The 23,870-nt window shown below is 63.2% G+C and carries 20 protein-coding genes; 8 read left to right on the forward strand and 12 right to left on the reverse strand.

Features of this window, described 5'->3' with window-relative positions:
• Nucleotides 1–290 precede the first annotated feature (290 nt).
• On the reverse strand, nt 291–554 hold the full coding sequence (locus OZ911_RS26375) for a DUF3077 domain-containing protein (protein WP_023046985.1): 264 nt from the start codon (nt 552–554) through the stop codon (nt 291–293).
• Nucleotides 555–557: 3 nt separating this feature from the next.
• Entirely contained in the window at nt 558–818 is a 261-nt protein-coding gene (locus OZ911_RS26380) for a hypothetical protein (protein WP_024717357.1), read from the reverse strand.
• Nucleotides 819–1,575: 757 nt separating this feature from the next.
• Between OZ911_RS26380 and OZ911_RS26385 the strand changes: the two genes are divergently transcribed.
• The 7 genes from OZ911_RS26385 to yccS all read left to right on the forward strand — a co-directional run bounded on the left by OZ911_RS26385 (nt 1,576) and on the right by yccS (nt 12,753).
• A complete protein-coding gene (locus tag OZ911_RS26385; protein WP_070087045.1) occupies nt 1,576–3,378 on the forward strand; it encodes an acyl-CoA dehydrogenase in 1,803 nt (600 codons plus the stop codon).
• Nucleotides 3,379–3,410: 32 nt separating this feature from the next.
• Entirely contained in the window at nt 3,411–4,853 is a 1,443-nt protein-coding gene (locus OZ911_RS26390; protein WP_023046984.1) for a TldD/PmbA family protein, read from the forward strand.
• Entirely contained in the window at nt 4,853–6,172 is a 1,320-nt protein-coding gene (locus OZ911_RS26395; protein WP_070087044.1) for a TldD/PmbA family protein, read from the forward strand. The genes OZ911_RS26390 and OZ911_RS26395 overlap by 1 nt, the downstream gene beginning before the upstream one ends.
• A 129-nt stretch (nt 6,173–6,301) precedes the next feature.
• Entirely contained in the window at nt 6,302–7,729 is a 1,428-nt protein-coding gene (gene mdtD / locus OZ911_RS26400; protein ID WP_016489500.1) for a multidrug transporter subunit MdtD, read from the forward strand.
• Between the two features lie 113 nt (nt 7,730–7,842).
• Nucleotides 7,843–9,180: an ATP-dependent RNA helicase DbpA gene (gene dbpA / locus OZ911_RS26405; protein ID WP_231995348.1), complete on the forward strand. Its 1,338-nt coding sequence runs from the start codon at nt 7,843–7,845 to the stop codon at nt 9,178–9,180.
• 79 nt (nt 9,181–9,259) lie between these two features.
• Nucleotides 9,260–10,441 carry a BaiN/RdsA family NAD(P)/FAD-dependent oxidoreductase gene (locus tag OZ911_RS26410; protein WP_016489502.1) on the forward strand — a complete coding sequence of 394 codons (1,182 nt, stop codon included), beginning with the start codon at nt 9,260–9,262 and terminating at the stop codon, nt 10,439–10,441.
• A 128-nt stretch (nt 10,442–10,569) separates the two neighbouring features.
• Nucleotides 10,570–12,753 carry a YccS family putative transporter gene (gene yccS, locus OZ911_RS26415; RefSeq protein WP_023046983.1) on the forward strand — a complete coding sequence of 728 codons (2,184 nt, stop codon included), beginning with the start codon at nt 10,570–10,572 and terminating at the stop codon, nt 12,751–12,753.
• 111 nt (nt 12,754–12,864) lie between these two features.
• On the opposite strand, the gene OZ911_RS26420 is transcribed toward yccS, so the two are convergent.
• A complete protein-coding gene (locus OZ911_RS26420) occupies nt 12,865–13,602 on the reverse strand; it encodes a substrate-binding periplasmic protein (protein WP_016489504.1) in 738 nt (245 codons plus the stop codon).
• Between the two features lie 155 nt (nt 13,603–13,757).
• On the opposite strand from OZ911_RS26420, the gene OZ911_RS26425 reads away from it, so the two are divergent.
• On the forward strand, nt 13,758–14,210 hold the full coding sequence (locus OZ911_RS26425; RefSeq protein WP_024717355.1) for a GNAT family N-acetyltransferase: 453 nt from the start codon (nt 13,758–13,760) through the stop codon (nt 14,208–14,210).
• Nucleotides 14,211–14,342: 132 nt separating this feature from the next.
• Here the strand turns inward: OZ911_RS26425 and OZ911_RS26430 are convergent, their stop codons facing one another.
• From OZ911_RS26430 to tkt, 9 genes are all read right to left on the reverse strand, one after another.
• A complete protein-coding gene (locus OZ911_RS26430; protein WP_016489506.1) occupies nt 14,343–14,639 on the reverse strand; it encodes a winged helix-turn-helix domain-containing protein in 297 nt (98 codons plus the stop codon).
• 12 nt (nt 14,640–14,651) lie between these two features.
• Nucleotides 14,652–15,152 (reverse strand): M48 metallopeptidase family protein, encoded by a 501-nt coding sequence (locus OZ911_RS26435; RefSeq protein ID WP_031311603.1) that lies wholly within the window; start codon nt 15,150–15,152, stop codon nt 14,652–14,654.
• A gap of 39 nt (nt 15,153–15,191) precedes the next feature.
• On the reverse strand, nt 15,192–17,324 hold the full coding sequence (locus tag OZ911_RS26440) for a putative bifunctional diguanylate cyclase/phosphodiesterase (RefSeq protein ID WP_016489508.1): 2,133 nt from the start codon (nt 17,322–17,324) through the stop codon (nt 15,192–15,194).
• A 214-nt stretch (nt 17,325–17,538) separates the two neighbouring features.
• On the reverse strand, nt 17,539–18,603 hold the full coding sequence (gene fba, locus OZ911_RS26445; RefSeq protein ID WP_016501943.1) for a class II fructose-bisphosphate aldolase: 1,065 nt from the start codon (nt 18,601–18,603) through the stop codon (nt 17,539–17,541).
• 100 nt (nt 18,604–18,703) lie between these two features.
• Nucleotides 18,704–19,033 (reverse strand): MliC family protein, encoded by a 330-nt coding sequence (locus OZ911_RS26450; protein ID WP_016489510.1) that lies wholly within the window; start codon nt 19,031–19,033, stop codon nt 18,704–18,706.
• Between the two features lie 62 nt (nt 19,034–19,095).
• Nucleotides 19,096–19,347, reverse strand: coding sequence for a hypothetical protein (locus OZ911_RS26455; protein WP_016489511.1), 252 nt, complete (start codon nt 19,345–19,347; stop codon nt 19,096–19,098).
• Complete coding sequence (locus tag OZ911_RS26460; RefSeq protein WP_016489512.1) at nt 19,347–20,510, reverse strand: phosphoglycerate kinase; 1,164 nt, start codon at nt 20,508–20,510, stop codon at nt 19,347–19,349. The genes OZ911_RS26455 and OZ911_RS26460 overlap by 1 nt, the downstream gene beginning before the upstream one ends.
• Before the next feature lie 12 nt (nt 20,511–20,522).
• The gene (epd, locus tag OZ911_RS26465; protein ID WP_023046981.1) at nt 20,523–21,584 is read right to left on the reverse strand and encodes an erythrose-4-phosphate dehydrogenase; all 1,062 of its coding nucleotides are present in this window, start codon (nt 21,582–21,584) and stop codon (nt 20,523–20,525) included.
• Between the two features lie 150 nt (nt 21,585–21,734).
• Entirely contained in the window at nt 21,735–23,732 is a 1,998-nt protein-coding gene (tkt, locus tag OZ911_RS26470) for a transketolase (RefSeq protein WP_023046980.1), read from the reverse strand.
• Nucleotides 23,733–23,870: the final 138 nt, after the last annotated feature.

Genomic DNA, 23,870 nt, shown 5'->3' on the forward strand with positions numbered 1-23,870 from the left:
CGCGACGCAAGGCCGCTCCCACATCTGTTTCGGGCCAGTCTCTCCTGTGCCTATGGCGCGCGCACCCTGGGTGCATGGCTGGAGATCGATAAAGAGCGACTGCGCCCACTTCAATACCGCATGGAACAAACAAGGCGGACAGCGGTGGCCTCACAGAATGGACTGGCCCGGAACAAATGTGGGAGCGGCCTTGCGTCGCGATGCGCCGCGCGGGCGGCGCTCGATCTCACAGGCGCAGAAAATGTTGTGACTAACACCTGGCCGCCTTCACGCAACCGGAAGGCAAGCCCTCACTGCTTCATGCCCAACTCGGCATCATCCATCAGTGCCTTTGCCATGGCACTCAGGTAATGGGCAGCCCATATCATCATTGGCTTCTCATCCATCAGCCCGGTAATGGTCAGTTCGCGCACATAGCCCATCAATTCCGACGACTGCTCGCGGGCATCCATGCACGGGATACCGGGCTCGATGCGGAACAATGGATGCGTGCCGTTTTCGCCCTGGTAGAAAGTTGTCTTGCCGACGGTGAACTGGGGGTCTTCTGTTGTCATTGTTCAATCCCCTGATAATTCTCGACTGCCTGGCCTGGCCTCAGCGGGCATCTGCACCTGAACCAATGCAGACTCAAGCAAAGCCCGCAGCGCCTCCAGTTCATGCATCGTGGTCATCATCAGGATCGAAGCCGGCGACCTGGGCTGCAGCTGTATGGCGTGGTGCACCACGGTTGCGGCACACAGCGCGTGATCCGTGGCCTGGATCAGGGTGTCTTCAAGGGAATGGGCGTTAAGGGGTGGATCGGGGACTATCTTCAGCATCATGGTTCACCTAGTGATAAAGACCACTACACACCTGCTGTCAAACAAGAGGGTGGCAGCTGTACATGGGTTGACAGACCGGTAGGCAAACCAAAACCCGGCGCACACGAAGTGCCCCATGCACAGCTGCCATAAAGGCAAAGCGATGCGGTTTGACCTAAGCGGCCTGTCAAAGCCGGTCACTGATTTGGCAGCGACCACCCGAGACTAGGGCCCGATCCAGAGCACCGCAATGGCTTGAAGGGGGTTGGGAGTATGTTTGGGAAATGGACTACATGGAATAGGTGAAAACCTAAAATGATCTGCCGAAACTGGCCGGAATGCGGTGAGGCTGGAAGGTGTTCGCCTCACCTTTTGCAGCGCCTGTGAAATCGCGCGCCGCCCGCGCGGCGCATCGCGACGCAAGGCCGCTCCCACATCTGTTTCGGGCCAGTCTCTCCTGTGCCTATGGCGCGCGCACCCTGGGTGCATGGCTGGAGATCGATAAAGAGCGACTGCACCCCCTTCAATACCGCATGGAACAACCAAGGCGGACAGCGGTGGCCTTACAGGATGGATTGGCCCGAAACAAATGTGGGAGCGGCCTTGCGTCGCGATGCGCCGCGCGGGCGGCGCTCGGTCTTGCAGGCGCAGAAAAAATCAAGGCAAGCACCTGTATGCCCCACCCGTTCTAAACCCATATCACCCAAACCTATTAACCTCCCCCCACCCCACCCGATTCCCTACACTCGCAGCATCCCGCCTCAGGACCGCCCCCATGCCCGAGACCCTGCTCAGCCCCCGCAACCTGGCCTTTGAGCTCTACGAAGTGCTCGACGCCCAAGCCCTCACCCAGCGCCCGCGCTTTGCCGAGCACAGCCGCGAAACCTTCGACGCGGCACTGGCTACCGCCCGCATCATCGCCGAAAAGTACTTCGCCCCGCACAACCGCAAGGCCGACGAAAACGAGCCGCGCTACGTGGACGGCCGCGCGGAACTGATCCCCGAGGTCAAGCCTGCCGTCGATGCCTTCCTCAAGGCCGGCTTCCTCAACGCCAATCGCGACTTCGAGGTCGGCGGCATGCAACTGCCCAGCCTGGTCTCGCAGGCCTGCTTCGCTCACTTCCAGGCTGCCAACGCCGGCACCACGGCCTACCCGTTCCTGACCATGGGCGCAGCCAACCTGATCGAAAGTTTCGGCACAGAGGAACAGAAGCGTCTGTTCCTGCAGCCAATGATCGAGGGCCGCTACTTCGGCACCATGGCGCTGACCGAGCCCCACGCTGGCTCGTCTCTGGCCGACATCCGCACCCGTGCCGAACCTGCGGGCGACGGCAGCTACCGGCTCAAGGGCAACAAGATCTTCATCTCCGGTGGCGACCACGAACTGTCGGAAAACATCGTGCACATGGTGCTGGCAAAGCTGCCGGACGCACCGCCCGGGGTGAAAGGCATCTCGCTGTTCATCGTGCCCAAGTACAACGTCAACCCCGACGGCAGCCGTGGCCCGCGCAACGACGTGCTGCTGGCCGGGCTGTTCCACAAGATGGGCTGGCGCGGTACCACCTCCACCGCGCTGAACTTCGGCGACAACGACCAGTGCGTCGGCTACCTGGTCGGCCAGCCGCACCAAGGCCTGGCCTGCATGTTCCAGATGATGAACGAGGCGCGTATCGGCGTTGGCATGGGCGCGGTGATGCTCGGATACGCCGGCTACCTGTATTCGCTGGAATATGCCCGCCAACGGCCGCAAGGCCGGCTGCCGGACAACAAAGACCCGCTCAGCCCGGCGGTGCCGATCATCGCGCACACCGATGTGAAACGTATGCTGCTGGCACAGAAGGCGTACGTGGAAGGCGCCTTCGACCTGGGCCTTTACGCCGCGCGCCTGTTCGACGATACCCACACCGCCGATGACGAAACGTCCCGCACACAAGCGCAGGCGCTGCTCGACCTGCTGACCCCGATCGTCAAGTCGTGGCCCTCGACGTTCTGCCTCAAGGCCAACGAACTGGCCATCCAGATTCTCGGCGGCCACGGCTACACCCGCGAATACCCAGTGGAGCAGTACTACCGCGATAACCGCCTGAACCCGATTCACGAGGGTACCGAGGGCATCCAGTCTCTCGACTTGCTTGGGCGCAAACTGGCCCAGAACAATGGTGCCGGGCTCAAGCAACTCATTCGGCTTATGGCAGCAACTGGCGAGCGCGCCAGCCACAACCCAAACCTTGACCCCCTGCGCCAGCCGCTGGAGCAATTGGTCAACCGCCTGCAAAGCGTAACCTTGGTACTGCTCGGCGATCTGGCCAAAGGCAAAGTCGCTGACACCTTGGCCAATTCGGCCCTGTACCTCAAAGCCTTCGGTCACTGCGTGATCGGCTGGCGCTGGCTGGAGCAGGCGATTCACGCAGAGCTCGGCATGCTCAAAGGCAACACCGCCGACCGCGACTTCTACCTCGGCAAGCTGCAGGCCGCGCGTTATTTCCTGACCTGGGAAGTACCGGGCTGCCATAATGAGCTGGCATTGCTAGAGGCGCGCGACAACACTTGCCTCACCATGCAGGACGAGTGGTTCTAAGGGGGAGCCACCGTGTACACGGAGGCTTTTGCATGTTCGATTCCAGCGCCCTGCTGCGCCAGCGCTTTGCCGCGCTGCGCAGTACGGCCGAGTTGTTTTCCCTGCGCCATGTGAAACAGTCGCACCAGGCGCTGTCGGTTCGCCGCAATGTTGCCGAACCGCCGCTCTTCAGCCAGGACGAAGGCGCCATGCTCACCGCGCGGGTCAATGGCGTGGAGGCCTATGCGGCCACCGCCGACCTCTCCCAGGCTGGCCTGCAACGCGCATTGGAACAAGCCGAGGCGCTGGCCCGGCAGATTGCCCGACACAGCCTGCTGGACTTGCGCAACCAGCCGGTGACCAGCGCACGCCACGACCATATCTCGCCCAACTTCGACCAGCCCGTCCCCTCCCTCGCCGACTGCCTTGGCCTGCTCGCCGCCGAATCGGCCAGCGTGCCCAAAGACAGCCGTCTGGTGGACTGGCAGGCCAGTCTGGGCCTGAGCCTGGTGGAGCAAACCTACCTGAACTCCGCGGGCGCCGAACTGCGCCACGCACAGCGTTTCCTGTTCCCGGGGCTGGGCGTAACCGCCAGCGATGGCCAGGACAGCCAGAGCCGCAGCCTGGGCCGCGACAACTTCGGCCAGCAGGGCGGTTTCGAAATCATCGAGCGCTGCGGGCTGGTCGGCGCCGCCCGGCGGGTGGCCGACGAGGCACTGCAACTGCTGCTGGCCCCCAACACCCCCAGCGGCCCGCGCGACCTGCTGCTGATGCCCGACCAGATGATGCTGCAGATCCACGAGTCCATCGGCCACCCGCTGGAAATGGACCGCATCCTTGGCGACGAGCGCAACTACGCGGGCACCAGCTTCGTCAAAGCCAGCGACTTCGGCCACCTGCAGTACGGCTCCCGTCTGTTGAACGTGACCTTCGACCCGACCATCGGCGAAGAACTGGCCAGCTACAGCTTTGATGATGACGGCACCCCGGCCAGCAAGCAGTTCCTGATCCGCGACGGCTTGCTGCTGCGCCCACTGGGCGGCGCGCTGTCGCAGTTCCGCTCAGGCCTGGACGGCGTGGCCAACAGCCGCGCCTGTGGCTGGAACCGTGCGCCGATCGACCGTATGGCCAACCTCAACATCGAGCCGGGTGACCAGAGCCTGCACCAGCTGATCCAGGGCATCGAGCACGGCATCCTGATGCGTACCAACCGCTCCTGGTCCATCGACGATGCGCGCAACAAGTTCCAGTTTGGCTGTGAATGGGGCCAGTTGATTGAAAACGGCGAGCTCAAAGGCATCGTCAAAAACCCCAACTACCGTGGCATCTCCGCGCAGTTCTGGCGCAACCTGTCGGCGGTCGGCGACCGCAGTACCTTCCAGGTGCTGGGCACGCCCAACTGCGGCAAGGGCGAACCCAACCAGGTGGTGCGGGTCGGCCACGCATCGCCGGCCTGTGTGTTCCGCCAGATCGATGTATTCGGAGGAGACGCCTGATGAAGCACGCTTTCGAAACCCTGGTTGCGGATGTGCGCGCCGCCCTGCAAGCAGGCGAGCAGTTCACCCTCGGCTACAGCGCAGAGCAGTCGCAATTCGTGCGCTTCAATCACGCCAAGGTTCGCCAGGCCGGTGAAGTGAGCCAGGCCAGCGCGCAGCTGCGGCTGGTGCGCGATGGGCGCCAGGCGGAACAGCAGGTGACCTTGAGTGGCGACGTGCAACTGGATCGCCAGCGCCTGAGCGATGCGCTTGAGCAGCTGCGCCAGACCTTGCCGCTGCTGGCCCTCGACCCTTACCTGCGCCTGGACCAAAGCGCCTGGCACAGCCACAGCCAGCAGGAACACCCCCTGCCCGCACTGGACGAAGTACTGGCCCTGCTCGACCGTGAAGCTGGCGACCTGGACCTGGTCGGCATCTACGCCGCCGGCCCGATCTGCCGGGGCTTTGCCAGTTCCTTCGGGGCCTTCGGCTGGCACCAGGCCAACAGCTTCAACTTTGACTGGAGCCTGTTCCACGAAAACGGCCAGGCGGTGAAGGCCAACTGTGCCGGCCAGCTGTGGAGCGCCGACGACTTCATCGCACGCTTGCGCCAGGCACGTGAACAACTGGGGTTCCTAGGTCGCACGGCGGTCACCCTCAAGCCCGGCAGCTACCGCGCCTACCTGGCGCCTGCGGCCATGGACGAAATTGCCGGCATGCTGTGCTGGGGCGGGTTTTCCGCGCAGGCCCTCGCCACCGGCAACAGCGCCTTGCAGCGCCTGTACAGCGGCGATGCACGGTTAAGCCCGCTGGTGAGCTTCACCGAACAGGTCAGCGGCTCGCTGAGCCCGGCGTTTTCCGATGAAGGAGCGCCACGCCTGGATGTGCCGTTGATCCAGCAAGGCGCAGCGCTGCAACGCTTGGTCAGTGCGCGCAGTGCGGCCGAGTTCGAACTGCAGGCCAACGGTGCCGACAGCTACGAGTCGCCCTGCGCGCTCAGCCTGGCGCCTGGCAACCTGGCCAGCGAACAGATCCTTGAGCGGCTAGGCACCGGGCTGTACATCAGCAACCTGTGGTACCTGAACTACTCTGACCTGCCGGCAGCGCGGATGACCGGGCTAACCCGCTTCGCGACCTTCTGGGTGGAAAACGGGCAGATCCAGGGGCCGGTGAGCACCATGCGCTTCGATGACAGCCTGTACAGCCTGCTGGGTAGCCAGCTGGAGGACCTGACCCGGGAGCGCGAGATGATCTTGTCGACCAGCACCTATGGGCAGCGCAGCACCGGGTCGAGTCATTTACCCGGGGCACTGGTCAAAGGCCTGACCCTGACATTGTGATTGGCATTACCGACCCTTTCGCGGGGCAAGCCCGCTTCCACAGAGATCTCACCACATCAGAGGGCAGTGGAGATCTTGTGGGAGCGGGCTTGCCCCGCGAAGAGGCCGGCACAGACAAAAGAGGACGTCATGCCTGAGCGTACCCCGCTGGACCCCGTCACCGCCCGCTGGATCCCCTGGGTGGTAGCCATCGCTTTCTTCATGCAATCCCTGGACGGCACCATCCTCAACACTGCGCTGCCGGCCATGGCCCGTTCACTCGCTGAAGACCCGCTGCGCATGCAGGGTGTGATCATCGCCTACATGCTCACGGTGGCCCTGCTGATCCCCGCCTCGGGCTGGATTGCAGACCGCTTTGGCACCAAGCGCATCTTCTTCAGCGCCATCTTGCTGTTCAGCTTCGGCTCGCTGCTGTGCGCCGCCGCCAACAGCCTCGGTTTTCTGATCTTCGCCCGCGTCGTGCAGGGCCTGGGCGGTGCGCTGATGCTGCCGGTCGGGCGGCTGGTGGTGCTGCGCGCCTACCCGCGCAGCGAGCTGGTGCGGATCATGAGCTTCATCACCATCCCAGGCCTGCTCGGGCCATTGCTAGGGCCAACCGTCGGCGGCTGGCTGGTGGAAATCCTCAGCTGGCACTGGATCTTCCTGCTCAACCTGCCAGTAGGGCTGATCGGCTGCATTGCCGTGTGGAAGTTCATCCCGGACCTGCGCGGCGCGGAGCGAACCTCGTTCGACGGCCCTGGATTCCTGCTGTTTGGCGCAGCCATGGTACTCATCACCATCGCCATGGAAGGCCTGGGCGAATTGCACCTGCCGCACCTGCGGGTGATGTTGTTGCTGTTCGCCGGCATGGCCTGCCTGGCCGCCTACTGGCTGCGTGCCGGGCGCGACCCCGAGCCGCTGTTCTCGCCCAGCCTGTTCCGCGTGCGCACCTTCGCCATCGGGATCCTCGGCAACCTGTTCGCTCGCCTGGGTAGCGGCGCCCTGCCGTTCCTCGTGCCGTTGCTGCTGCAGGTGGCGCTGGGGTACTCGCCGGCGCAGGCCGGCATGAGCATGATCCCGCTGGCAGCGGCGGCCATGCTGGCCAAGTCGATTGCCCGGCCGCTGATCGAACGGTTCGGTTATCGCATCATTCTCACTGGCAACACGTTGCTGCTGGGGGTGCTGCTGGCAAGCCTGGGGCTGGTGGACGAGCAGACGCCCTATTGGCTGCTGCTGGTCCAACTTGGCCTTCTGGGCGCGGTGAACTCCATGCAGTTCACCGCGATGAACACGGTTACCCTGATCGACCTCGACGACGCCAGCGCCAGCAGTGGCAACAGCCTGCTGTCAGTAGTCGCACAGTTGGCGCTCAGCTTGGGCGTAGCCTGTGCCGGCGCCCTGCTGGGCGGCTTTACCGCAGCGGGCAGTGCCGAAGGCGTGGAGACCACCCTCGGCGCCTTCCAGCTGACGTTTGTCACCATTGGCATAATGGCGATGCTGGCGGCAGCGATCTTCCTGCAACTGGCGCCGACGGACGGAAGGCGTGCCCGTCGTCCGGAACAACACATGGAACCGTAGGGCGAATGGCCACGAGGCTGGTAGACTGTGCGGCATTTTTTCGCTTCGCAACGCAGGCCCGCCTCGTGACCACCGAATCCACCGCCTTTGCCACTTTGCCGTTGTCCGCCGCCATGCTGGCGAACCTGGACGCCCTCGGCTATGCCTCGATGACGCCGATCCAGGCCCAGAGCCTGCCCGTCATCCTCAAGGGTCAGGACCTGATCGCCCAGGCCAAGACCGGCAGCGGCAAGACCGCCGCCTTCGGCATCGGCCTGCTCAACCCGATCAACCCGCGCTACTTCGGCTGCCAGGCGCTGGTGCTGTGCCCTACCCGCGAGCTCGCCGACCAGGTGGCCAAAGAGCTGCGCCGCCTGGCCCGCGCCGAGGACAACATCAAGATCCTGACCCTGTGCGGTGGCGTTTCGCTGGGCCCGCAGATCGCTTCGCTGGAGCACGGTGCGCACATCATCGTCGGCACCCCGGGGCGCATCCAGCAGCACCTGGACAAAGGCACCCTGGTGCTCGACGGCCTGAACACGCTGGTGCTGGACGAAGCCGACCGCATGCTCGACATGGGTTTCTTCGACGCCATCGCCAGCATCATCGGCAAGACCCCATCGCGCCGCCAGACCCTGCTGTTCTCGGCCACCTACCCGTCCGGCATCAAGCAGCTGGCCGCAGACTTCATGCGCAACCCGCAACAGGTCAAGGTCGAGAGCCTGCACACCGACAACCAGATCGAACAGAGCTTCATCGAGATCGACCCACAGCACCGCCTTGAAGCCGTCACCCGTGTGCTCGGCCACTACCGCCCGCAATCCTGCGTGGCGTTCTGCTTCACCAAGCAGCAGTGCGAGGACGTGGTTGCCCACCTGACGGCCAAGGGCATCGTCGCCCAAGCCTTGCACGGTGACCTGGAGCAGCGCGACCGTGACCAGGTACTGGCCATGTTCGCCAACCGCAGCAGCTCGGTGCTGGTGGCCACCGACGTGGCCGCACGCGGCCTGGACATCGATGGCCTGGACATGGTCATTAACGTGGAACTGGCACGTGATGCGGAAATCCACGTGCACCGCGTGGGCCGTACAGGCCGTGCCGGCGAGAAAGGTGTTGCGGTCAGCCTGGTGGCGCCAGCCGAAGGCCACCGTGCCCAGGCCATCGAAGACCTGCAGAAAAGCCCGCTGCGCTGGGACTCGCTGGACAGCTTGAAGAACAAGGGCGGCGAACCGCTGCTGCCCGTGATGACTACGCTGTGCATTGCCGCAGGCCGCAAGGACAAACTGCGCCCTGGGGATATTCTTGGTGCGCTGACCGGTGATGCCGGCATCCCGGGCAAGCAGGTGGGCAAGATTGCCATCTTCGACTTCCAGGCGTTTGTTGCCGTCGAGCGCGCCCTGGCCAAGCAGGCCATGCAGCGGCTGAACAGCGGCAAGATCAAGGGCCGCGCCCTGAAAGTCCGTATTCTCTAAAATTCGGCAAGGTCCCTGTGGGCGCTCCGATTAACCCGCTTCCACAGGGTTCAGCATTTCAAATCTGAAGGTTCATACCGTGCACTCCACCGACGTGATCATCCTCGGCGCCGGCGCCGCAGGCCTGATGTGCGCCCAGCTCAGCGCCCGCCGTGGCCGCCGGGTGCTGCTGCTCGACCACGCCAACAAGCCCGGCAAAAAAATTCTCATGTCCGGCGGCGGCCGCTGCAATTTCACCAACATGTACACCGAGCCAGCCAACTTTCTGTCGCACAACGCGCACTTCTGCAAGTCGGCCCTGGCCCGCTACACCCAGTGGGACTTCATCGAACTGGTGTGCAAGCATGGCGTTGCGTATCACGAGAAGAAACTCGGCCAGCTGTTCTGCGACAACAAGGCCAGCGACATCCTCGACATGCTGCTGGCCGAATGCGACGAGGCCGGCGCCGAGATCCGCATGCACACCAGCATCGAACACATCGAGAAGACCGAAAGCGGCTACCTGCTGCAGACCAGCGGCGGCCAGTTCGCCTGCCAGTCACTGGTGATCGCCACCGGCGGCCTGTCGATCCCGACCCTGGGCGCCACCGGCTTCGGCTACCAGGTGGCGCGCCAGTTTGGCCACACCCTGCTGCCAACCCGCGCCGGGCTGGTGCCGTTCACCATCACCGAGCCCCAACTCAAGGCACTGTGCACCGAGTTGTCCGGCACCTCGCTGGACTGCACCGCCAGCTGCAACGGCACCAGCTTCCGCGAGAACCTGCTGTTCACCCACCGCGGGCTGAGCGGCCCGGCGATCTTGCAGATTTCGTCGTTCTGGGAAGCCGGTGACACGGTCGAGATCAACCTGCTGCCGGACCGCGATGCGCTGACCTGGCTGCAACAGATGCAGGCCGAACGTGCCAATGCCGAGCTGAAGACCGTGCTGGGCGAGGTATTCACCCGCAAGCTGGCCAACCTGCTGGCCGAGCAATGGTTCGAGTCCAGGCCGATGAAGCAGTACACCCCTGCGGAACTGGCACAGATCGCCGAAAAACTGGCGAACTGGCAAGTGGTGCCGGCCGGTACCGAAGGCTACCGCACCGCCGAAGTGACCCTGGGCGGCGTGGATACCCGCGAGGTGTCGTCCAAGACCATGGAATCGCTGAAAAGCCCCGGGCTGTATTTCATCGGGGAAGTGCTGGATGTCACTGGCCACCTGGGTGGCTTCAACTTCCAGTGGGCGTGGGCGTCGGCCAACGCCGCAGCGCAGTTCGTGTAGAGTAGAATCCATTCAGCAGCACGGAACGCTTCTTGCTGGCCCGTGCTTGGAGCCGTTACTGGGGCCGCTGCGCGCCCCAATAACCGGCCCTGAAAGGTATTCTTCTGATCACTGCCTAGCAGGCCATCATGTCATCGAGCTCGTTCCGTCAGTCACTGCGTCGCCTGTGGGGCCAAGACAAGTTCAGCTACAGCATCCGGGTCACCATCGCCCTCACCGGCAGCCTGGCCCTGTGCTGGTACCAGAACGAGATGGCCCTGCTGATTCCGCTGTTCCTCGGCATTATCGCCAGCGCCCTGGCCGAAACCGACGATAGCTGGCAGGGCCGCCTCAGCGCCCTGGCCGTTACATTGGTGTGTTTCGCCATCGCTGCACTGGCGGTCGAGTTGCTGTTCCCCTACCCCTGGATCTTTGCCGTCGCCCTGGCCTTGGCGGCGTTTGGCCTGACCATGCTCGGCGCCTTGGGCGAGCGCTATGGTGCGATTGCCTCGGCGACACTGATCACGGCGGTTTACACCATGATCGGGGTGGACCAGCGCGGCGGCCAAGTCACGGACTTCTGGCACGAACCGCTGCTGCTGGTGGCTGGGGCGGCCTGGTACGGGCTGCTTTCGGTACTGTGGCAGGCACTGTTTTCCAACCAGCCTGTGCAGCAGAGCCTGGCCAGGCTGTTCTTCGAACTGGGCAGTTACCTCAAGCTCAAGGCCAGCCTGTTCGAGCCCATCCGCACCCTCGACGTCGAGGCCAGGCGCCTGGAGCTGGCCCAGCAGAACGGCAAGGTGGTGGCAGCGCTCAACGCAGCCAAGGAGATCATCCTGCACCGGGTGGGCAACAGCCAACCGAACTCCAAGGTCAGCCGCTACCTGAAGCTGTACTTCCTGGCCCAGGACATTCACGAGCGGGTCAGTGCCTCGCACTACCCCTACAACGGCCTGACCGAGGCGTTTTTCCACAGCGACGTGATGTTCCGCTGCCAGCGCCTGCTGCGTAAACAAGGCTCGTCCTGCCAGGAGCTGGCCCGCTCGATCCGCCTGCGCCAGCCGTTTGTGCTGGCCAGTGGTTACCCAGAAGCCCTCGAAGACCTCAACGCTTCGCTGGAGCACCTGCGCCTCCAGAACAACCCGGCCTGGCGCAGCCTTTTGCGCTCGCTGCGGGCACTGGCCGCCAACCTGGCAACACTGGACCGCCTGCTGAGCGCCGCCAGCAACCCGGACAGCCTGGCCGATGCCAGCGACAGCAGCCTGCTCGACCGCTCGCCACGCTCGCTGAAAGACGTATGGACACGCCTGCGCACCCAGCTCACGCCGACCTCGCTGTTGTTCCGCCATGCCCTGCGCCTGCCGCTGGCGCTGTCGATCGGCTACGGCATGGTGCACCTGATTCACCCGACCCAGGGCTACTGGATCATCCTGACCACGCTGTTCGTGTGCCAGCCCAACTACGGGGCAACCCGGCGCAAACTGGTGCAGCGAATTTTCGGCACTGCCGTCGGCCTGACAGTGGGCTGGGCCTTGTTCGACCTGTTCCCCAACCCGGTCATCCAGTCTTTGTTCGCCGTGGTCGCCGGGGTGGTGTTCTTCGTCAACCGCACCACCCGCTACACCTTGGCCACGGCCGCGATCACCTTGATGGTGCTGTTCTGCTTCAATCAGATCGGCGATGGCTATGGGCTGTTCCTGCCACGCTTGTTCGATACCCTGGTGGGCAGCCTGATCGCCATTCTGGCGGTGTTCCTGTTCCTGCCTGACTGGCAAGGACGACGGTTGAACAAGGCACTGGCCAATACCCTGGCCTGCGCCAGCGTGTACCTGCGCCAGATCATGCAGCAGTATGCCCATGGCAAGCGGGACGACCTGGCCTACCGCCTGGCCCGGCGCAATGCCCATAACGCCGACGCGGCGCTGTCCACTACCCTGGCCAACATGCTGATGGAGCCAGGGCATTTCCGAAAGGAGGCCGACGTTGGCTTCCGCTTCCTGGTGTTGTCGCACACCTTGCTCAGCTACCTCTCGGGGTTGGGCGCGCACCGCGACACGGCCTTGCCGGCAGAGGTGCAGGAGCAGTTGATCGAAGGCGCCGGGCAAAGCCTGGCCAGCAGCCTGGACGAGATTGCCAACGGCCTGGCCGCGCGGTTACCGGTGGCCATTCACAGCGATGCTGAAGAGGCACTGGCCAATGCGCTGGAGCAGATGCCGGAAGAGCTGGATGAACATCAGCGGTTGGTGCAGACACAGTTGGCGTTGATTTGCCGACAGTTGGGGCCGTTGCGGACCTTGGCGGCACACCTGATCAAGGAAGGTGCTCCGGCCTGATTTTTGGGTGCCTGTGATTGCCTCTTCGCGGGTAAACCCGCTGCAACAGGGACTTCACAGGGCTTGAGACATATGGAGTGCCCGCGAAGAGGCCGGCACAGGCGATACAGATCAGAAGCCATGCTGGCGCATTAGCCGGGCATAGCTGCCATCGGCCTTCATCGCCGCAATCGCCTGCTCGAAGCGCTCGACGATGCGCTTATGTTCCGGGTGCTTCAGGCTCACCAGAATATGCAGGGTGTTCTCCCCTAGCGGCGGCTCGACCAGCATCACCCCATCACGCACTTCCTGCGGCTCACGCTGCAGGTTGTAGCGGGCCACATACTCGTCTTCCACCGCCAGGTTCACCCGCCCTGCCGCCAGCATTCGCACCGCCGATGAAAAGTTGCGCACCGGCACCTTGTGCAGACGGGTATCGCCGTCAAATTCCGGCGAGTAGGCGTAATCACGCACCACGGCGATGCTGTAGGCGTACAAATCCGACTGGCGCTTGTAGTGGAATGTCTCACCCTTGCGTTGCAACAGATGAATACGGTTAGTCAGGTAAGCGTTGGAAAACTGCCCGATGTTGGCGCGTGAGTCGTTGTACCAGGCATTGATCAGTACGTCGTAGCGCCCCTCACCTACCCCCAGCAGCGCCCGCGCCCAGGGCGCCTCTTCATAGCCGCTGGTGTAGCCGGCACGGGCCAGCGCCGTGGTGACGATGCTGGTCGCCAGGCCGCCGCCCGGCATATTGGCATCAGTAAACGGTGGCCAGCTATCAGCCACCAGGCGCAGCTTGCCGTGACCCGGTGCGGGGGTTGCCAGCATCATTGCCAGTAACCCCAGAACACAAAGCAGTGGCCGCATGCTCACGTCCTTTCGTTATGGAGGGCACACACTGCCGACGAGATTACACAAAGCTGCCGCCGAGGGCAGCCGCCAATAGTGTCATTTAGCCTCTATTTTGGCCGAAGGGCATAGACCATGCGATGATCGAAGGCCCACTCAAGGAGTTCGCGCCAATGTCCGTCGACTGGCTCTGCAAGCACCACACCGACCTCGGCAAAGACCAGCTGTACGCCATTCTGCAATTGCGCACGGAAGTGCTCGTGGTGGAGCAGCGCTGCGCCTATCAGGAAGTCGATGGCCAGGACCTTACGGACGATACCCTGCACCTCATGGCCTGGCAGGATGACAAGCTGGTGGCGTACCTGCGCCTGCTCGATCCGCAGTCCCAAGGCGGGGATGTGGTGATCGGGCGAGTGGTGACTTCACCTGCGGCACGCGAGTCAGGTCTTGAAGAACAGCTGCTGCTCAAAGGGCTAGAGGCAGCGGAGCATTGCTGGCCGGGGGTGCCGGTCTACCTGTCGGCGCAGACGCATTTGCAGGCGTTTTATGCCAGCCATGGGTTTGCGGTGGTGGGCGAGGAACATCTTGAAGATGACATCCCGCACATCGGGATGCGCAAAGGCTGACATTGCCAGGGGTGCTTTGCACCCCTTTCGTCGGCAAGCCAGCTCCCACAGGTTCCGCGCAGGCCTCAGAGACACGCCTTATCTGTGGGAGCTGGCTTGCCGGCGATGAGGCCAGTACAGACGCCAGAAATCTCAGGGGTAACCCAGCACTTCGCGGATCTGGCGCAAGTGGCGGATGATCCACTGCTTGTCGATCGCCCCCCAGTCATGAATGCGGTAATGCCCGGCGTGGTTGCGTGCACCTTCCAGCTGTTCGAACTCGCAGACGATGTCCAGGTCGGCCAGCGCGGCGATGGTGTCCTGGGCCGTGCGCCGTGGCATGCCGGTAGCCTCCATCAGGGCGGGCACGCTGGTCGCGGTCTGGCTGTCAATCAGCCAGGCGACGTACAGGCGACGGTAGAAGCTGCTCTTGGTCTTGCTCACTTCCATGCTGCGTGGTCCTTAGCAGTTGCCCGGCAGCTCCCGATAGGTCAGGTAGACGCGCAGGTCGAATTCCAGTTGGTGGTAGTCCGGCTCCATGTGCTGGCAGAGCTGGTAGAACGCCTTGTTGTGATCGCGCTCGCGCAGGTGCGCCAGTTCGTGCACCACGATCATGCGCAAGAACTGCGGCGCAGCCTCCTTGAATAGCGAGGCAATGCGGATTTCCTTCTTCGCCTTGAGCTTGCCGCCCTGCACCCGCGACACTGCCGTGTTCAGGCCCAAGGCCCGATGGGTCAGGTCGAGACGGTTGTCGAACAGCACCTTGTCGAGGTTCGGCGCACTGCGCAGGTACTGCTGGCGCAGATCCTGGGCATAGCCATACAGCGCCTTGTCGCTTTGCACATCATGGCGGTCGGGGTAGCGGCGCTGCAGGTAGTCACCCAGGCGGTCGCTGTCGATCATCTGCCGCACCTGCTCTTGCAGGTGCGGAGGGTAGGCTTGCAGATAACGTAATACGGTCATGGCGCTGCATTCGGCGTAACGAATGCCGATTCTAGCCAATCATGGCCCAGGCCAGGAGAAAATTGCCGGAAAGCCGCTGGCATCCGCCGCGGTCATCGGGTGAGCCACCAGAAAACCCTGCACATACTCGCAACCATTGGCCTTCAGCCAGGCCGCCTGGGCCAGGGTTTCAACACCCTCGGCGATCACCGTGATGCCGTAGTCGGCGCACAGGCCGATCACACTGCGGACCAAGGCAGCATCCACCGCCGAATCAGGCAAGCGCGCCACCAGGTGGCGGTCGAGCTTCAAGGTGTCGATCGGCAAGTCACGCAGCATGCGCAACGAGCAGTCGCCTGCGCCAAAATCGTCCAGGGCCACACGTACCCCCAGCTCACGCAAGCGGTGTATCTGCTTGATAGCTGCATCAATGTTGTACATCAGCGAGGTTTCCGCGACTTCCACCTCCAGCTGCGCCGGGTCAAGCTGGTAAAGCTGGATCACCCGCTGCAACTCTTCGACCAGGCCGGGCATGACAAACTGCGCGCGGCTCAGGCTGATGCCGAGCACAAGGTCTGCCGGGAAGCGTTCGTACCAGGCCTGGCGCTGGGCCGCCCCCTGGCGGTAGATCCAGCTGGCCAGGCGGTTGATCAGGCGTGCTTCTTCCAGCAACGGAATGAACAGCCCCGGCGGTACGTCGCCCACGCTGGGATGCTGCCAGCGCAACAAGGCCTCGAAGCCACGCAGACGGCCATCAATGAAAGACACCTGCGGCTGATACACCAAGGTGAAATCCTGCTGCTCGATGGCGGTGCGCACACCGTCTTCCAGCATCAGCCGCGAGCGCGCCCGGCCGTTGAGCTCCTGGTCGTAGAAACGGTATTGCTGGCGCCCAGCCTGCTTGGCGGCGTACATCGCCGCATCGGCTGCGCGCAGCAGGCCTTCGACATTGGCTCCGCAGTCCGGGTAGGTGGCAATGCCGATGCTGACCCCAAGGCACACATCAAGCCCTTCGATCTGGTGGCTGATCGAAATCCGCTCAAGCAATTGCTCGGCATAGCGCCCGGCCTGTTCGGGATAGGGCAGGCTGTCGAAAAGCGCGGTGAATTCATCCCCTCCCATTCGTGCCAGCAGGGCCTGGCTGCCCAGGCAATCCTTCAGCTGCTCGCCCACCCAACGCAGCACACGGTCACCGGTGTCGTGGCCCAACGAGTCGTTGATGCGCTTGAAGCCATCCAGGTCCATGTACATCAATGCCTGCGCCTTGTCCGAGCGCTCGTTGCGCAGCAACGCACCTTCGGCAGCCTGGTAGAAACCACGGCGGTTGAGCAGGCCGGTCAGCGGGTCGGTGACGGCCTGATATTCCAGCTGCTGGTGCAGGTTGCGCACCACCGACATGTCCAGCACGGTGACAACCATGGCCTGCTGGTCCGCCGGCAACGGTGCGCAGGACAACGCCACCGGCACCAGTTCGCCATCGAGGGTACGCAACTGAGCATCATGCACGCGGAAAATACGCCGCCCCAGGTAGGCCTGGTAGAAGTCAGACTCCGCCCACAGGCTGGCACTGGCCAGTTGCACGAGGTCGAGCAGGTGTACCCCCTGAAAATGCTGCACCGGGGCCGCCAGCAAGCGCGAAATGGCCGGGTTGGCAAAACTGATCACGCCCTGGGCATCCACCACCAGAATGCCCTCGGCAGCGTTCTCCAGGACCGACGCATTGAACGCCCTGGCTGCCTCCAGCTCGCGGGTCAGGCGCTGCAGCATGCGCCGGTTGCGCTGCTGGTCGAGCAAGGCCTGGACCTTGGGCTTGAGAATTTGCGGGTCGAACGGTTTGAACATGTAGTCCACAGCGCCGCTGGCGTACCCTTTGAGTACGGCCGCTTCGGACTGTTCGTTGGCGGTGAGGAATATGATCGGTGTCAGCCGGGTGCGCTGGCTGCCACGCATAAGCCGGGCGACTTCGAAACCATCCATCTCCGGCATCTGTACATCCAGCAACACCAGGTCGACATCGTGTTCGAGCAACGCACTCAAGGCTTCCGTCCCCGAGCTTGCCGTCAACACCTGCCAATCCTGCCGGGCCAGCAACGCCCGCATGCTGATGAGGTTCTCGGGGTAGTCATCTACCACCAGAAGGACCGAGCTGCCATCCAGTGGCTGTGGTTGAACTTGAGCTTGAGCGCCATCCATGCTGCTTCTCTGTTATGTGACCGACTTCAAAATACGGTTGGATCCATGAGTACTCTAGCCCTGAGGTGTCAACACGCAATGGAATCAGAACGCTATCAGTGGTTCAACTGTACGGTAGCCGACTAACGGTCGGTTTGCCGGAATTATGTTCCGCCTTTTTGTTGCCCATAAAAAAACCCGCATCGCTGCGGGTTTTTTTACTGCTGCCAGCCGATCAGTTGACCTTGGCGGCCAGCTCACCTTTCAGGTAGCGCTGGTACATGCCTTCCAGGGAGATCGGCTTGATCTTCGAGGCATTACCGGCAGTGCCGAAGGCTTCGTAACGGGCGATGCACACGTCACGCATGGCCTTGACGGTTTCACCGAAGAACTTGCGTGGGTCGAACTCGCTCGGGTTTTGCGCCATCAGGCGACGCATTGCACCGGTGGACGCCAGGCGCAGGTCGGTGTCGATGTTGACCTTGCGCACGCCGTGCTTGATGCCTTCGACGATCTCTTCGACCGGTACGCCGTAGGTTTCCTTGATGTCGCCGCCGTACTGGTTGATGATCGCCAGCCACTCTTGCGGGACCGAGGAAGAACCGTGCATCACCAGGTGGGTGTTGGGGATGCGCTTGTGGATTTCCTTGATGCGGTCAATGGCCAGCACGTCACCGGTAGGTGGCTTGGTGAACTTGTAAGCACCGTGGCTGGTACCGATGGCGATCGCCAAGGCGTCCACCTGGGTCTTCTTGACGAAATCGGCCGCTTCTTCCGGGTCGGTCAGCATCTGGCTGTGGTCCAGCACGCCTTCGGCACCGATGCCGTCTTCTTCACCGGCCATGCCGGTTTCCAGCGAACCCAGGCAGCCCAGCTCGCCCTCAACCGAAACGCCGCAAGCGTGCGCCATGGCAACGGTTTGCTGAGTAACGCGGACGTTGTACTCGTAGTCGGTCGGGGTCTTGCCGTCTTCACCCAGCGAGCCGTCCATCATCACCGAGCTGAAGCCCAGCTGGATGGAGCGCTGGCAAACGTCAGGGCTGGTGCCGTGGTCCTGGTGCATGCACACCGGGATGTGCGGGAATTCTTCGATGGCGGCCAGGATCAGGTGACGCAGGAACGGGGCACCGGCGTATTTGCGGGCGCCGGCCGAGGCCTGGACGATCACCGGGGAGTCGGTCTTGTCAGCCGCTTCCATGATGGCGCGCATCTGCTCGAGGTTGTTGACGTTGAAAGCTGGTACGCCGTAACCGAACTCGGCGGCGTGGTCCAGCATCTGGCGCATGCTAATGAGTGCCATTGTGTATCTCTCTCCCGACAAGCGTCGTTTGTTTCGTGCAAGCCTGCCGCAGGGGCGGTTGCTGTTCAAGTAGTGTGGGCCATTCACGCAGCCCGGCCAGTCACGGTGCCTTGCAGCCCCGCCCAATCAGATCGTTGGTTGCCACCCAGTACACCAGGCCTTCTTCGCCCTTGGTGTGGAAGGCCAGCATGCCATCGCTGTACAACGCACCCGAAGCACCCGGCTCGGACTTGAGCCGGTAGACCTGGTCACCGCCGCCAAGGCGCACGTCGACCTGGTCGCGTTGTGCATCGGCGAAGCGCCACAGCACTTCGACCTGAGTGTCACAGACCCAACGGGTCCAGTTGTCTGCCGGGGCGGGTGGCGCCGGCTGCAGCAGTGAGCATCCTGCCAGTGTCGCCAGGGCCGTTACGGCCAAAAGCGCTTTCATTACATTTCCTCTAGATGACCACAGAGCAGCCGCTTGGTTGCCTGGCCCGACGAAACGCGGGGTCATGGGCAACCCGGCGCCTTGCGCTGGTGGTCTTCGTCGTACTTTTCCAGGCCTTCCGGGCCTACGCGCTTGCTGATGACCGGCACGGTTTCGGCCTGCCACTCGGACTGGTAGCAACCACCCTTGGGCGGATGCGCCGGGTCGCCATCCGAGGCCGGGCTGCCGGAGCAGGCGCTCAGCAGGCCAGCCAGCATCATCACAGGCAATTGCTTGACCATCAGGCCACTCCCTTTGCCAAGCGCCGACGTCATCAGGCTTTGGCCCGCTCTTCCAGGATTGCTACCGCTGGCAGGACCTTGCCCTCGACGAACTCGAGGAAAGCACCACCACCGGTAGAAATGTAGGAGATTTGCTCGCTAACGCCATATTTGTCGATGGCGGCCAGGGTGTCACCGCCACCGGCGATAGAAAACGCTGCGCTCTCGGCAATGGCTTTGGCCAGCACCTTGGTGCCGTTGCCGAACTGGTCGAACTCGAACACGCCGACCGGGCCGTTCCACAGGATGGTCTTCGACGACTTCAGCAGCTCAGCGAAGTTGGCCGCGGTTTGCGGGCCGATATCCAGGATCATGTCGTCGGCAGCAACGTCGGCAATAGCCTTGACGGTAGCTTCGGCGCTCTCGGCAAACGCCTTGGCAACCACCACGTCGACTGGCAGCGGTACACTGACCTTGGCGGCGATGGCCTTGGCGGTGTCTACCAGGTCCGGCTCGTACAGCGACTTGCCCACCGGGTGGCCGGCCGCAGCCAGGAAGGTGTTGGCAATACCGCCACCGACGATCAGCTGGTCGCACACACTGCTCAGGCTGTTCAGCACGTCCAGCTTTGTAGACACCTTGGAGCCGGCAACAATGGCCGCCATCGGCTTGGCCGGGGCTTTCAGAGCTTTGCCCAGGGCATCCAGCTCGGCCGCCAGCAGCGGACCGGCAGCGGCAACCTTGGCGAACTTGGCCACACCGTGGGTCGAACCTTCGGCGCGGTGAGCGGTGCCGAAAGCGTCCATGACGAACACATCGCACAGGGCAGCGTACTTCTGCGCCAGCTCGTCGGCGTTCTTTTTCTCGCCCTTGTTGAAGCGCACGTTCTCGAACAGCACCAGCTCACCGGCTTGTACCGCGACACCGTCCAGGTAGTCGGCCACCAGCGGCACATCACGGCCCAGGGCCTTGCTCAGGTAGTCGGCAACCGGCTTGAGGCTGTTCTCGGCAGAGAATTCGCCTTCGGTCGGGCGGCCCAGGTGCGAGCAGACCATTACCGCCGCGCCCTTCTCCAGCGCCAGCTTGATGGTCGGCAGCGCTGCCAGGATACGCGCGTCGCTGGTTACCACACCGTCCTTCACAGGCACGTTGAGGTCTTCGCGGATCAGTACGCGCTTACCTTGCAGGTCGAGGTCGGTCATCTTCAACACGGTCATGAATGCAGTCCTTCAGGGCTGTTTGTTGCGGGTTGGGTGAACGACGTGCAGAAAGTGTTCGGCAACGTCGAGCATACGGTTGGCAAAACCCCATTCGTTGTCGAACCAGGCCAGCAAGTTCACCAGGCGGGGGCCGGAAACACGGGTCTGGCTGGCATCGACAATCGCCGAATGCGGGTCATGGTTGAAATCACAGCTGGCGTGCGGCAACTCGGTGTAGGCCAACAAGCCTTTCAGCGGGCCTTCCAGCGCGGCCTCGCGCAACACCCGGTTGACCTCGGCCGCGCTGGTGTCCCGGGCGGTCTGCAGGGTGATGTCCAGGCACGAGACGTTGACGGTCGGTACACGTACCGCTTTGGCCTGGATTCGCCCGGCAAGTTCCGGGAGCAGGCGCTCGATGCCACGGGCCAGACCAGTGGACACCGGGATCACCGACTGGAAGGCCGAACGCGTGCGGCGCAGGTCTTCGTGGTGGTAGGCGTCGATCACCGGCTGGTCGTTCATCGCCGAGTGGATGGTGGTGATCTGCACGTATTCGATGCCGAACGCCTGGTCCAGCACACGCAGCAGTGGCACGCCGCAGTTGGTGGTGCACGAGGCATTGGACACCAGGCGCTCGCTGCCGGTCAGGCACGCCTGGTTGATGCCGTAGACCACCGTGGCATCGACGTCGGCTTCACTGGCCATCGGTTGCGAGAACAGCACGCGCGGCGCGCCGGCGTCGAGAAAGCGCTGGCCATCAGCACGGGTGTTGTAGGCACCGGTGCACTCCAGCACCAGGTCGATGTCCAGCGCAGCCCAGTCGATGCCTTCGGGGGTGGCACTGCGCATAACCTTCACGCAGTCGCCATTGATATGCAGACAGTCACCGTCGACTTTCACCTCGCCGGGGAAACGCCCGTGGGTGGAGTCGAAGCGTGTCAGGTACTCAAGGCTGGCCTGGTCGGCCAGGTCGTTCAGCGCGACGATCTCGAACCCGGCCTTTGCCCCCCGCTCGACCAGCGCGCGCAGGACACAGCGGCCGATGCGGCCATAACCGTTGAGTGCAACTTTGTAGGGACGCAGGTGGGGCATAGGTAGCTCTTGAACTCCGGCAGTTGAACGGGGCCGCCATGCGGCCCATTCGCGACACAAGGCCGCTCCCACAGAGAACGGCATGCGCAATACCCTGTGGGAGCGGCCTTGTGCCGCGAACGAGGGCCAACGGCCCTCGCCTTCCTTGTATCAGTCTTCCAGCAGCTCTTCGGCAGTACCGAGGATGTTTTCCAGGGTGAAGCCGAACTCTTCGAACAGTGCCGAAGCTGGCGCCGACTCACCGTAAGTGGTCATGCCAATGATACGGCCCTCCAGGCCGACGTACTTGTACCAGAAGTCGGCGTGGGCAGCTTCGATGGCGATGCGCGCACCCACTTCCAGCGGCAGCACAGACTGCTTGTAGGCTGCATCCTGAGCGTCGAACACGCTGGTGCTCGGCATCGACACGACACGCACCTTGCGGCCTTGCTCGGTCAGTTTGTCGAACGCCTGAACAGCCAGGCCCACTTCCGAACCGGTGGCGATCAGGATCAGCTCAGGCTCGCCAGCGCAATCCTTGAGCACGTAACCGCCACGGGCGATGTCGGCGATCTGCGCATCGCTGCGCACCTGATGCTGCAGGTTCTGACGCGAGAAGATCAGCGCCGACGGGCCGTCCTTGCGCTCCAGAGCGTGCTTCCAGGACACGGCGGATTCCACCGCATCGGCCGGGCGCCAGGTGTCCAGGTTTGGCGTGCTGCGCAGGCTGGCCAGCTGCTCGATCGGCTGGTGGGTCGGGCCGTCTTCGCCCAGGCCGATGGAATCGTGGGTGTAGACGTGGATCACGCGCTGCTTCATCAGGGCAGACATGCGCACGGCGTTGCGGGCGTATTCCATGAACATCAGGAAGGTCGCGCCGTAAGGCACCAGGCCACCGTGCAGGGCAACGCCGTTCATGATCGCGGTCATGCCGAACTCGCGCACGCCGTAGTACATGTAGTTGCCATTGGCATCTTCATGGCTGACGCCCTTGCAACCTTTCCACAAGGTCAGGTTGGAGCCGGCCAGGTCGGCCGAGCCGCCCAGCAATTCCGGCAGCAGCGGGCCAAAGGCGTTCAGGGTGTTCTGGCTGGCCTTGCGGCTGGCAATGGTCTCGCCCTTGGCCGCGACTTCAGCAATATAGGCAGCGGCTTTTTCTGCGAAGTCGGCCGGCAGCTCACCGCTCAGGCGGCGCTTGAGTTCGCTGGCCAGTTCCGGGAAGGCAGCGGCATAGGCATCGAAACGCTGGTTCCATTCGGCTTCGGCCTTGGCACCGGCTTGCTTGGCGTCCCACTCGGCGTAGATGTCGGCAGGGACTTCGAACGGACCGTGGTTCCAGTTCAGTTCCTTGCGCGCCAGGGCGATTTCGTCGTTGCCCAGCGGAGCACCGTGGCAGTCTTCCTTGCCCTGCTTGTTCGGCGAACCGAAACCGATGATGGTCTTGCAGCAGATCAGGGTCGGACGGTCGCTCTTGCGGGCGGTCTCGATGGCGGTACGGATCTCGTCGGCGTCGTGGCCGTTGACGTTGCGGATCACCAGCCAGTTGTAGGACTCGAAACGCTTCGGCGTGTCGTCAGTGAACCAGCCTTCCACTTCACCGTCGATGGAAATGCCGTTGTCGTCGTAGAAGGCGACCAGCTTGTTCAGGCCCAGGGTGCCGGCCAGCGAGGCGACTTCGTGGGAAATACCTTCCATCATGCAGCCATCGCCCAGGAACACATAGGTGTGGTGGTCGACGACGTTGTGGCCTTCACGGTTGAACTGGGCGCCCAGTACTTTCTCGGCCAGGGCAAAGCCCACGGCGTTGGCCAGGCCTTGGCCCAGCGGGCCGGTGGTGGTCTCGACACCCGGGGTGTAGCCGAACTCCGGGTGGCCCGGGGTACGGCTGTGCAGCTGGCGGAACGACTTGAGGTCATCGAGGGTGACGTCGTAGCCGGTCAGGTGCAGCAGCGAGTAGATCAGCATCGAGCCGTGGCCGTTGGACAGCACAAAGCGGTCACGGTCGGCGAAACTCGGGTTGCTCGGGTTGTGCTTCAGATAGTCGCGCCAAAGCACTTCGGCGATATCCGCCATGCCCATGGGGGCACCTGGATGGCCGCTGTTGGCCTTTTGCACGGCATCCATGCTGAGGGCACGAATGGCGTTGGCACGTTCACGACGGCTGGGCATCGCTGATCTCCTGGGGGCTTGAATAGGTAGTGTTACGAAAAAGGCGGCCATTTTCGCCCACTGGGGGGGCTTGGGGCAATGACGTATGGTCGCAGTCGGGGGATTTTCCTGTGATTGGCATTCAATTCGGGGCAAAAC

Source organism: Pseudomonas fortuita (assembly GCF_026898135.2).
Lineage (GTDB): Bacteria > Pseudomonadota > Gammaproteobacteria > Pseudomonadales > Pseudomonadaceae > Aquipseudomonas > Aquipseudomonas fortuita.

Coding starts and splice junctions, on each gene's coding strand:
- OZ911_RS26430 (WP_016489506.1), bottom strand. CDS start 14,639: ATGGAAGTGAGCAAGACCAAGAGCAGCTTCTACCGTCGCCTGTACGTC.
- OZ911_RS26395 (WP_070087044.1), top strand. CDS start 4,853: ATGAAGCACGCTTTCGAAACCCTGGTTGCGGATGTGCGCGCCGCCCTG.
- yccS (WP_023046983.1), top strand. CDS start 10,570: ATGTCATCGAGCTCGTTCCGTCAGTCACTGCGTCGCCTGTGGGGCCAA.
- mdtD (WP_016489500.1), top strand. CDS start 6,302: ATGCCTGAGCGTACCCCGCTGGACCCCGTCACCGCCCGCTGGATCCCC.
- fba (WP_016501943.1), bottom strand. CDS start 18,603: ATGGCACTCATTAGCATGCGCCAGATGCTGGACCACGCCGCCGAGTTC.
- dbpA (WP_231995348.1), top strand. CDS start 7,843: ATGCTGGCGAACCTGGACGCCCTCGGCTATGCCTCGATGACGCCGATC.
- OZ911_RS26440 (WP_016489508.1), bottom strand. CDS start 17,324: ATGGATGGCGCTCAAGCTCAAGTTCAACCACAGCCACTGGATGGCAGC.
- OZ911_RS26450 (WP_016489510.1), bottom strand. CDS start 19,033: ATGAAAGCGCTTTTGGCCGTAACGGCCCTGGCGACACTGGCAGGATGC.
- OZ911_RS26375 (WP_023046985.1), bottom strand. CDS start 554: ATGACAACAGAAGACCCCCAGTTCACCGTCGGCAAGACAACTTTCTAC.
- OZ911_RS26420 (WP_016489504.1), bottom strand. CDS start 13,602: ATGCGGCCACTGCTTTGTGTTCTGGGGTTACTGGCAATGATGCTGGCA.
- OZ911_RS26390 (WP_023046984.1), top strand. CDS start 3,411: ATGTTCGATTCCAGCGCCCTGCTGCGCCAGCGCTTTGCCGCGCTGCGC.
- OZ911_RS26435 (WP_031311603.1), bottom strand. CDS start 15,152: ATGACCGTATTACGTTATCTGCAAGCCTACCCTCCGCACCTGCAAGAG.
- OZ911_RS26385 (WP_070087045.1), top strand. CDS start 1,576: ATGCCCGAGACCCTGCTCAGCCCCCGCAACCTGGCCTTTGAGCTCTAC.
- OZ911_RS26455 (WP_016489511.1), bottom strand. CDS start 19,347: ATGACGTCGGCGCTTGGCAAAGGGAGTGGCCTGATGGTCAAGCAATTG.
- tkt (WP_023046980.1), bottom strand. CDS start 23,732: ATGCCCAGCCGTCGTGAACGTGCCAACGCCATTCGTGCCCTCAGCATG.
- OZ911_RS26425 (WP_024717355.1), top strand. CDS start 13,758: ATGTCCGTCGACTGGCTCTGCAAGCACCACACCGACCTCGGCAAAGAC.
- epd (WP_023046981.1), bottom strand. CDS start 21,584: ATGCCCCACCTGCGTCCCTACAAAGTTGCACTCAACGGTTATGGCCGC.
- OZ911_RS26380 (WP_024717357.1), bottom strand. CDS start 818: ATGCTGAAGATAGTCCCCGATCCACCCCTTAACGCCCATTCCCTTGAA.
- OZ911_RS26460 (WP_016489512.1), bottom strand. CDS start 20,510: ATGACCGTGTTGAAGATGACCGACCTCGACCTGCAAGGTAAGCGCGTA.